Annotated in this window: 6 protein-coding genes and 2 pseudogenes; 4 read left to right on the top strand and 4 right to left on the bottom strand. The window is 65.1% G+C overall.

What is annotated here, in order from left to right:
- The 4 genes from RHBS_RS21025 to RHBS_RS21010 all read left to right on the top strand — a co-directional run.
- The coding region (locus tag RHBS_RS21025) for an alpha/beta fold hydrolase (RefSeq protein ID WP_128646374.1) at positions 1-1,473 on the top strand (1,473 nt) is incomplete at its 5' end.
- A gap of 63 nt (positions 1,474-1,536) precedes the next feature.
- The gene (locus RHBS_RS21020) at positions 1,537-2,775 is read left to right on the top strand and encodes a glycosyltransferase family 87 protein (protein ID WP_121870006.1); all 1,239 of its coding nucleotides are present in this window, start codon (positions 1,537-1,539) and stop codon (positions 2,773-2,775) included.
- Positions 2,776-2,802: 27 nt separating this feature from the next.
- On the top strand, positions 2,803-3,231 hold the full coding sequence (gene msrB / locus RHBS_RS21015) for a peptide-methionine (R)-S-oxide reductase MsrB (protein ID WP_121870007.1): 429 nt from the start codon (positions 2,803-2,805) through the stop codon (positions 3,229-3,231).
- Between the two features lie 28 nt (positions 3,232-3,259).
- The gene (locus RHBS_RS21010) at positions 3,260-3,718 is read left to right on the top strand and encodes a MaoC family dehydratase (protein WP_183130156.1); all 459 of its coding nucleotides are present in this window, start codon (positions 3,260-3,262) and stop codon (positions 3,716-3,718) included.
- Here the strand turns inward: RHBS_RS21010 and RHBS_RS21005 are convergent.
- From RHBS_RS21005 to RHBS_RS30985, 4 genes and pseudogenes are all read right to left on the bottom strand, one after another.
- A pseudogene (locus tag RHBS_RS21005) lies at positions 3,696-5,987 on the bottom strand (molybdopterin-dependent oxidoreductase). The gene RHBS_RS21010 and the pseudogene RHBS_RS21005 overlap by 23 nt on opposite strands.
- Positions 5,988-6,027: 40 nt before the next feature.
- Positions 6,028-6,732 carry an HAD family hydrolase gene (locus RHBS_RS21000; protein WP_128646373.1) on the bottom strand — a complete coding sequence of 235 codons (705 nt, stop codon included), beginning with the start codon at positions 6,730-6,732 and terminating at the stop codon, positions 6,028-6,030.
- The gene (gene hemQ, locus RHBS_RS20995; protein ID WP_121870009.1) at positions 6,729-7,424 is read right to left on the bottom strand and encodes a hydrogen peroxide-dependent heme synthase; all 696 of its coding nucleotides are present in this window, start codon (positions 7,422-7,424) and stop codon (positions 6,729-6,731) included. The genes RHBS_RS21000 and hemQ overlap by 4 nt, the downstream gene beginning before the upstream one ends.
- A gap of 4 nt (positions 7,425-7,428) precedes the next feature.
- Positions 7,429-7,586 (bottom strand): annotated as a pseudogene (locus RHBS_RS30985) (protoporphyrinogen oxidase); the annotation flags it as partial.

Raw genomic sequence — 7,586 nt, 5'->3', positions numbered from 1 at the left:
CAGCGCTCCCCCGGTCAGCCGGGCGAGCCCTCGACGGACGCACCCCCGGAACCGGTCGCACTTGCCGTGCCGACCAACGATCTCGCCTGGGCCGACTGCACCGCAGCCACACTCGGCACGTTCGGGCTCACCTCAACCACTCCCGGCCTGACACTCGAATGCGCAGAGTACGAAGCAGACGTGGATGCGAGCGGGCAGATGTTCGGCACTTTCGCCGTCGGCGCGCTGCGAGCCCGACTCGACAGAACGCCCAGCGATGCGGGACCGCTGGTGTTCACGTCCGGTTCGGATCGGTCGTCGATCGGCACGTTGGCCACGATGGCCGCAGGCCCGCTCGCGACGCTGCTCGAGGCTCATCCCATCGTTGCGGTGGATCGTCGCGGCATCGGCCGATCCACCGCCGTGGTCTGCATCGACGACACCCTCCAGTCTCCTACCAAGTCTGCTGTCGACGCGCTGGGGCAGTTCACCAGATCCGATGCCGACGCCGTCGACCGCGCTGTCGACGCAGGTCGTGACGCCACGATCGAGTGCACCGACACGTTGCAACCGCAGGAGCTCGCGTTCGGAACCACCTATGCCGCGGACGATCTGGACCGTCTGCGGCAACTCTGGGGTGTGGAACAGATCGGCCTGATCGGCTCGGGCAACGGCGCGCTCACCGCGTTGGCCTACGCAGCGAAGTTTCCGGCCAACATCTCGCGCCTGATCCTCGATTCACCGACCGGAGTGGGCGCAGATCAGATCACGTTGGCCGAGCAGCGGACACAGGGCAAGGAAGCAGCCTTCAGAGCGTTCACGCAGCGATGCGTCGCGCTGAACTGCTCGCTCGGCAGCGATCCGACGGCCGCCGTCGCCCAGCTGCTCCGACGCGCCGCCGGTGGCGAATTCTCGCCGCTGTCCACCCACGAGATTCTCGACGGCATCACTTTCGCCCTCGCATCGACGGCAGGCGACGCGTCGTCACGGGCCACTGGGCTGTCCACTGCACTGTCCTCGGCCGCCGGGTCCGACACCACCGCACTGTCGGCCCTCGCCGAGCGGGGTCGGAACGCCTACAGCACCGACGGGCAATTCGTGTCTCGGTGCACAGACGGGCAGCAGTGGCCGTCACCGCAGGGCGTTCGCGACCTGACGTCGCAGTGGACCGAGCGCTACCCGATCTACGGCACCGACGCCGCACTGACGGCTCTGCTGTGCTCGTCCTGGCCGACGGCTCCGTCCACTCCGCTGCCCACCTCTCTGGACGTTCCGGTGTTGGTCCTGTCCAACGCAGGCGACCCGATCGCCGGAAACGGCGGGCTGTCCTCGGTCACCGGGTTGGTCGGGGCTACCGGTGCAGGCGTCGCCTCGGCCGCGTGGCAGGGCAGCGGGCATCCGAGCCTGGGCGGATCGCAGTGTCTGCAGAGCGCTGCGGTGAACTACGCACGCGACAGCGCGCTTCCGACCGACGGCACCGTCTGCCCCGCCTGAACCGGGTGCCCATCGCGGGGTGTCCTTCGCCGGTGCGGTCACCGCCTCGGGTACCGTTCCCGGGTGTCACTTAGCTTTCTGGAGCCGCGGTCAGGGCGGACGACCGCCGAGGTAATCAAGTACGCCCTGTGGCCGATCGCCATCATGACCGTCATCCAGCGCGTGGTGATCAAGGCGGTCAACGGAGACATCACCAACGATTTCAACCCGGTGTACAGCGCCGCCCTGGCATTCCTCAACCGCCAGCCGGTGTACACGGCGAACTTCGACTCGGTCGATCCGCACTATCTGTACCAACCGAGCGCAACGATGCTGCTCTCCCCCATTGCATTCATCGACCCCGAGCGGTCCCGCTGGCTGTTCATCATCGCCAGCACCGTCGCGATTCTGCTGGCGCTGTACATCCTGTTGCGGATCTTCGGATTCCGGATCGATTCGGTAGCGGCCCCCGCTCTCCTGCTGGCCGCCTTCGTCAGCGAAACAGTGACCAACACGTTGGTGTTCACCAACTTCAACGGCTTCGTGCTTCTCGGTGAGGTGGCCTTCCTCGGGTTCCTCCTCCAGCGCAAGGACCTGTCGGCGGGCGTCGCCATGGGTCTGACTCTGGCGATCAAGCCGATGCTCGCGCCGCTGCTGCTGCTTCCGCTGATGACGCGTCAGTGGAAGGTCTTCATCACCTCGATCGCGATCCCCGTGGTGATGATGGCCATCGCCTGGCCGCTGTCGGTGGATCCGATGAACTTCATCGATCGGACGCTGCCGTACCTGCTGCAGACCCGCGACTACTTCAACAGCGCTGTCGTCGGTAACGGCCGCTACTACGGTGTTCCCGAACTCCTCACCCTCGGAATCCGAGCGGTACTGGGAATCATGGTTCTGATCTCGCTGTGGCTGCTCTACCGATACTGCCGCGAGGACCGACTCTTCTTCTTCGCGACCACCTCGGGCTTGATCCTCACCGCACACTGGCTGTTGGGCTCCCTCGGCCAGATGTACTACTCGATGATGCTGTTCCCGCTGCTGATGACCGTCGTGCTGAAGAACTCGCTGCTGCGCAACTGGCCGGCCTGGCTCGCGATCTACGGGTTCATGAACTACGACCGATGGCTCTCGGGCCGCTGGATCGAAACCGGCCGCGCCTTGGACTACCTCCGCACCACCTTCGGCTGGGCGCTGCTGATCGTCGTCATCTTCGGCGTCCTCGTCGGACGCTATTTCGCCGCTCGAAGCGAGGGACGACTCGACGACGGAATCGAACCCAGCTACCTGTTGCCGAGCGCTCCACCAGCCAAAACGGCATAGCCCGACAAATCGTATTAGCGTGTGAGCATGAGTTCAGCTACCGACAACAATTCCGCCCCGGCCGTCCAGCTCACCGATGCACAGTGGCGCGAGAAGCTGACCCCCGAGGAGTACGCGGTGCTGCGGCAAGCAGGCACCGAACGCCCCGGCGTCGGCGAATACACCGACACCACCACCGAAGGCATCTACGAATGCCGCGCCTGCGGTGCCGAACTGTTCCGTAGCACCGAGAAGTTCGAATCGCACTGCGGCTGGCCGTCCTTCTTCGACCCTGCCGACAGCGAAGCCGTCATCCTCAAAGAGGACACCACGCTCGGAATGCGCCGCGTCGAGGTCATCTGTCGCACGTGCCACAGCCACCTCGGCCACGTCTTCGAGGGCGAGGGCTACCCCACGCCGACCGACCAGCGGTACTGCATCAACTCGATCTCGTTGACGCTCAAGCCTGCATCCTGATCGGCGCTGCTCGAGCCATACTGTGAGCATGCGCACTTTCACCTCACCAGAGCAGATCAAAGCCGCCGTCGGCGAAGACCTGGGAACCAGCGATTGGCTGCAGATCACCCAGGAGCGGGTGAACACCTTCGCCGACGCCACCGGCGATCACCAGTGGATCCACGTCGACGTCGAGCGGGCGAAGAAGGAAAGCCCGTTCGGCGCACCGATCGCCCACGGATTTCTGAGCCTGTCCCTGGTGTCGATGCTCAACTGGCAGATCTACACCATCGAGAACACCAAGCTCGGAATCAACTACGGCTCCAACAAGGTTCGCTTCATCAACCCGGTGAAGGTCGGAGCTCACGTACGGCTGCAGACCACCCTCGTCTCCGCCGAGGAAGTATCCGGTGGAGCACTACAGCTGGTGACGGCGGGAACGTTGCAGATCGAGGGCGAGGACAAGCCCGCGCTCGTCGCCGAGATCATCTCTCGGGTCGTGTTCTGACCCCGGACCGAACTGGTGGATCGAACGCGGTGATCGGCGGCAACGGCTCGTCGTAGCGTTCGATCTCCACCAACACGTGCTGACCGGTGCACCCCCGCGCGAGCGCCGACGATCCCTCGTCTGCGGTGAGCACGTTCACGCTGCCGTGCACGCACATCGAATTGGGATCGGCCGGATCTTCAGGGTCGTACCAGGCACCGGTGGACAGCTGAACGACCGACTCGAGCATCGCATCGTCGACGACCACACCGGCCAGGCACGATCCGCGGTCGTTGAACACTCGGACGACGTCACCGTCGCACACTCCCCTGGCCGCGGCCGCCGACGAGTGCATTCGTATCGGCTCCCTACCCTGAATCTTCGAGTTACGGCTCACCGCACCGTGATCGAGCTGACTGTGCAACCTGGTGCGCGGCTGGTTGGCGATCAGGTGCAACGGAAACTGCTCGGCCCTCGGCCCGCCGAGCCATTCCTGTGGCTCGAACCACATCGGATGCCCACGCAGTCCTCGTAGTCGAAGCCCGCCACTGTCGCCGAGAAGATTTCGATCTTCCCGCTCGGGGTGCGCAACGCGTTGCCCACCGGGTCGCGTCGGAAATCCTCGAAGAACGTCAGATCGTCCTCGGTCTTCATCCGAAACGACCCCTCGCGCCGGAAATTTTCGTATTCCGGAGTATCGACGCCCCCGGCGCGTAGATAGCCGCGCCACTGCTCGTACAGATGCTCGAGCCACTGCTGCGAGCTACGCCCCTCGGTGAACTGCTCGCCCACACCGAGTTTCGTCGCCAGCTCGGCGAACGTGTCGTAATCGTCGCGGGAGTCGGCGAATCGCGCGGCGGCCGGGTCCATCGCGACGAGCAAGGGATCGTTGCGCGTGCAGCTCAGATCCGATCGCTCCAACGACGTGGTCGACGGGACGACGATGTCAGCGTGCTTGGCCATCGGTGTCCAGTACGGGTCGTGCACCACGACTGTGTCGGTTCTGCCGAGTGCGCGGCGCAGCGCCCCAGATCCTGGTGGTGGTGGAACGGATTTCCGCCGGCCCAGTAGACGATCTTGATGTCCGGGTAGGTAAATCGCTTACCGTCGTAGTCGAATTCACCACCGGGATTCAGCAGCATGTCCGAGACCGCGGCGACCGGAATCAGGTCGGGTACGGGATTGATGCCTTGCGGCAGCGTCGGCAACGGATACGGCACCGGGGCCAGACCGGGCTCGTTCATCGACCCGTACCCGTGCCCGAATCCTCCGCCCGGAACGCCGATTCCACCGAGCATCGACGCCAGGGTGACGCCCATCCACGGTGCCTGCTCCCCGTGCCTCGTCCGCTGCAGCGACCAGGTGACCGTCACCATCGTGCGTTTCGACGCCATCTCCCGAGCGAGATCCGCGATCACCGCGGACTCGATGCCGCAGATCGCAGACGCCCACTGCGGGGTCTTGGGGGTTCCGTCAGTGATACCGAGGAGGTATCGCTCGAATTCGGGGTATCCCTCGCAGTACTTCTCCAGAAACGCTGTGTCGTGCAGCTTCTCATCGGCGAGTACGTAGCCAGAGCCAGCATCATCGCCACGTCGGTACCGGGCCGCGGAGCGATCCATCGGGCGTCGCCCGACATGTCGTTGCGCAAGGGACTGACTGTAACTATCTGTCCGCCGCGAGCACGCATCGCGTCGAGCGAGTCGACGGTCGGATGATCCGACGTACCGCCGTGATTGATGCCGGTGTTCTTCACCGGAACTCCCCCGAATGCCACCAGCAGTTCGGTGTGTGCGGCGATCACTTTCCAGGATGTGGAGCGCGAGAACATCTTCCAATGCGCACCGAGAACGTGCGGCATGATGACGCCGGTCGCACCCAGGGAGTAGCTGTGCACCGATCGGGTGTAACCGCCGATGCAGTTGAGGAAGCGATGCACCTGACTCTGCGCGTGGTGGAAACGTCCGGCACTCGCCCAACCGTACGACCCGCCGTAGATCGCGTTGTTGCCGAATGTGTCGACGACTCTGCGTAATTCGGCCGCCAGCAGATCGGTGAGCTCGTCCCAGGACACCTCGACGAACTCGTCGCTGCCACGCTTGTCGGTCGGCCCCGGCCCGTGCTCGAGCCAGCCCATACGCACCGCCGGGGAGGTGATACGGGATCGATGGGTCACCGACCCGACGAGGTTCCCCAGTACCGGGGACGGATTTCTGTCGGTCACCTGGGGATGGACGGCAGTGACATCGCGTCCGTCCGACTCGGCCCGAAACATGCCCCAGTGGCCCATGTGCTGGACGCCGGCCACTCCGGTCATCGAACCACCCCGGTCATCGAATCCCGAACGCGCTCAACGCTGCCAGCAGTGCATCGGGCCGCTGCGCCGTCGGCACCGGATCGACCAGAGCGAAGCTGCAGCCGATCTCCTGCGCAGCACCGTCGGCCTCGGCACTGTCGCCCACCATCAACGTCCGGGAGGGATCGACGCCCAAGGCCGCGACCGCGTGCCGGAAGATCTCCGGTTGCGGTTTGACGTGACCGACCTCGAACGAGAGCACGAAGTGATCGACGTACCGATCGAGATCGCGATCGACGAAGGCAGGCCGGATATCGAACGCGATGTTGCTCAGCACCCCGACCCGAACCGAGTCCGCAGCAAGCCTTTTGAGCACCGCCTCGGTATCCGGGTACGGCGTCCACGAGTCGGCGTCGATCACGCGACCGTAGACGGATTCTGCGTGCGCCGGATCGGTGACACCGGACTGCGCGAGGACGTGCAGATACGCCTGTCGGTGCAGCGCTGGGTCGAGGTCTCGGTGTCGCCAGGCATGACGCGTCGCGTCGTCGAACTCGACCGTCTCCCCCACCGGCGCGGTCATCCGACGCATCAGTTCCGCAGCTCCGGCACCGTCGACGGGGGTGCCGTCGGCATCGTGGACGCCGTCGAACCAGGAGGGGTGTTCCTCGAGCCTGAACAACGTGCCCGAGAAGTCGAACAGGACGGCCTCGATCGTGGGTGTGCCCGTCGTCGTCACGGCAGGGATTCGACGAGCGCGTCCACCTCGACCCGAGGGCCGGTGAAGAACGGGGTTTCCTCGCGTACGTGTCGCCTCGCCTCGGTGGCCCGCAGGTCACGCATCAGGTCCACGATGCGATCGAGTTCGGGGGCTTCGAAGGCCAGGATCCACTCGTAGTCGCCGAGTGCGAACGACGGCACGGTGTTCGCCCGCACGTCCTTGTAGCCACGTGCAGCCATACCGTGATCGGCGAGCATCGTGCGGCGCTCGTCGTCGGGCAGCAGGTACCAATCGATCGACCGCACGAACGGGTAGACGCAGATGTACGCGCCCGGATCCTCACCGGCGATGAAGGCCGGGACGTGGCTCTTGTTGAACTCGGCCGGGCGGTGCAGCGCGGTGTTGCTCCACACCGGAGTGCTCGCCTTGCCCAGCGCGGTGGTGCGACGGAAATCGGAATACGTCGCCTGCAGGTCCTCGATGCGCTCGGCGTGTGTCCACACCATGAAGTCGGCGTCGGCGCGCATGCCGGCGATGTCGTAGACCCCGCGCACCGCAACGCCCTTGTCTTCACGACCTTCGAAGAACACCTTCGCTTCCTTGGCGGCCGCGGCCCGATCCTCGCCCAGAACACCGGGTGTGACCTTGTAGACCGAGAACATCAAGTAACGAAGAGTCGAATTGAGCGCTGAGTAATCGAGGCGTGCCATGGCCCTATCGTGCCACTTCGATCAGACGGGCGGCAGCGGTGGTGGCGGACGCAATACACGCGGGCACCCCGACGCCGCGCTGCCAGGCCCCGGTGACCTCGAGGCCGGGTAGGTCTGCGACTCCGGCCTCGATGGCGGCCACGCGATCGAGGTGCCCCGGCG

The organism is Rhodococcus sp. BS-15 (assembly GCF_000813105.1).
Lineage (GTDB): Bacteria > Actinomycetota > Actinomycetes > Mycobacteriales > Mycobacteriaceae > Rhodococcoides.
The sequence above is the reverse complement of the archived record's forward strand: the minus strand, read 5'-3'. Positions and strand labels throughout refer to the sequence as shown.